Source organism: Streptomyces sp. NPDC091209 (genome assembly GCF_044757755.1).
GTDB lineage: Bacteria > Actinomycetota > Actinomycetes > Streptomycetales > Streptomycetaceae > Streptomyces.
Window position 1 is genome coordinate 1 of sequence record NZ_JBIVVR010000036.1, and the last position, 1,429, is coordinate 1,429.

The 1,429-nt window shown below is 68.2% G+C and carries 1 protein-coding gene; it reads left to right on the forward strand.

The window, feature by feature from the left end:
- Window positions 1-55: 55 nt before the first annotated feature.
- A complete protein-coding gene (locus ACIQRL_RS40820) occupies window positions 56-1,336 on the forward strand; it encodes an IS701 family transposase (protein WP_401341424.1) in 1,281 nt (426 codons plus the stop codon).
- Window positions 1,337-1,429: the final 93 nt, after the last annotated feature.

The following is a 1,429-nucleotide window of genomic DNA, read 5'->3' on the forward strand; positions in this document are numbered from 1 at the left end:
TAGTAGGACTCCGTTAGGTCTTCCTATCAGTGCTGATCAAGAGCATGTTGGGTGTGTGGACGCACATGAAGTGAACCGTGTCCGGGCGACGTTGGCGTTATACGTCGCTGATGTGTTCGCCTCGGTGCCGCGCAAGGACCAGCGGGCCAAGGGTGACTGCTATCTGCGGGGGCTGATGCTGGACGGACGCCGCAAGTCCATCCAGGCGATGGCCTCGCGGCTGCCGGACGGCAACGAGCAGAACCTGCAGCAGTTCGTGAACCAGTCGACCTGGGACCCCGTGCCGGTGCAGCGGCGGATCAACGAACGCATGCTGCCGCTGATCGACCCGGCAGCCTGGGTGATCGACGATGTGTCGGTGCCCAAGGACGGCCAGATGTCGGTCGGTGTTGCTCCGCAGTACTGCGGAGCCCTGGGCAAACGCGCCAACTGCCAGGTCGCTGTCAGTGTTCACGCGGCGAGCGACACCGCGTCCTGCCCGCTGCAATGGCGGCTGTTCCTGCCCCAGGAATGGGCCTGGGACACCGACCGCCGGGCCCTCACCCGCGTCCCGCCCGAGGTCACGCATCGGGAGAAGTGGCGCCTGGCCCTGGACATGCTCGACACTCTCGCCTCCTGGGGCATGACGCCGCCGGCGGTGGTGGCCGATGCCGCTTACGGCACCAACGCTCATCTGCGGACCGCGCTGGCCGAGCGTGGACTTGCCTATGTCCTTGCCGTCCGCTCGGATGTGAGTGCCCACCCCTTCGGCGCCAAGCCCGTCGCCCCGGCCCGCAACGGGGCCACCGGCTGCTGGCCTCAGCCGCGTTACCGGCAGGCCGCACCGTCCGTGGCAGCCTTGGCCGTCGGCCTCGGACAGCGGGCATTCACCCCTCTCACCTGGCGGAACGGCTCGCGAGGGGCGTTACGCTCCCGCTTCGCCGCCATGCGCGTCCGCCCGGCCGGCAAGGCCGTCGAGCGCCCGATCCGAGCCGCCGCCTCGGCAGAACAGGGCTGGTGGGATGGTGTCCTGCCCGACTGCTGGCTGCTGGTCGAATGGCCCGCCGACGCCGACGCACCGACCGACTACTGGCTGTCCAACCTGCCCGCCGACACCCCCATCACCGACCTGGTCCGTCTGGCCAAGGTCCGCTGGCGCATCGAGCACGACTACCGCGAACTCAAACACGGCCTGGGCCTGGACCACTTCGAAGGCCGGTCCTGGCCCGGCTGGCACCACCATGTCACCCTCGTGACCGCCGCCCATGCCTTCCTCACCGAACAGCGCCTGGCCCCAAAAGTTCCCGCACCGGCCTCACCCTCTACCAAGTCCTCGACACCCTCCAGGACGTCTTGAGGTGCTGGACCGGTGTCTGCACCACCTGCCACCAAGCCCTGCCCGCCACAGCACGCACGACGCCAAGATCGAGATAGACCTAACGGAGTCCTA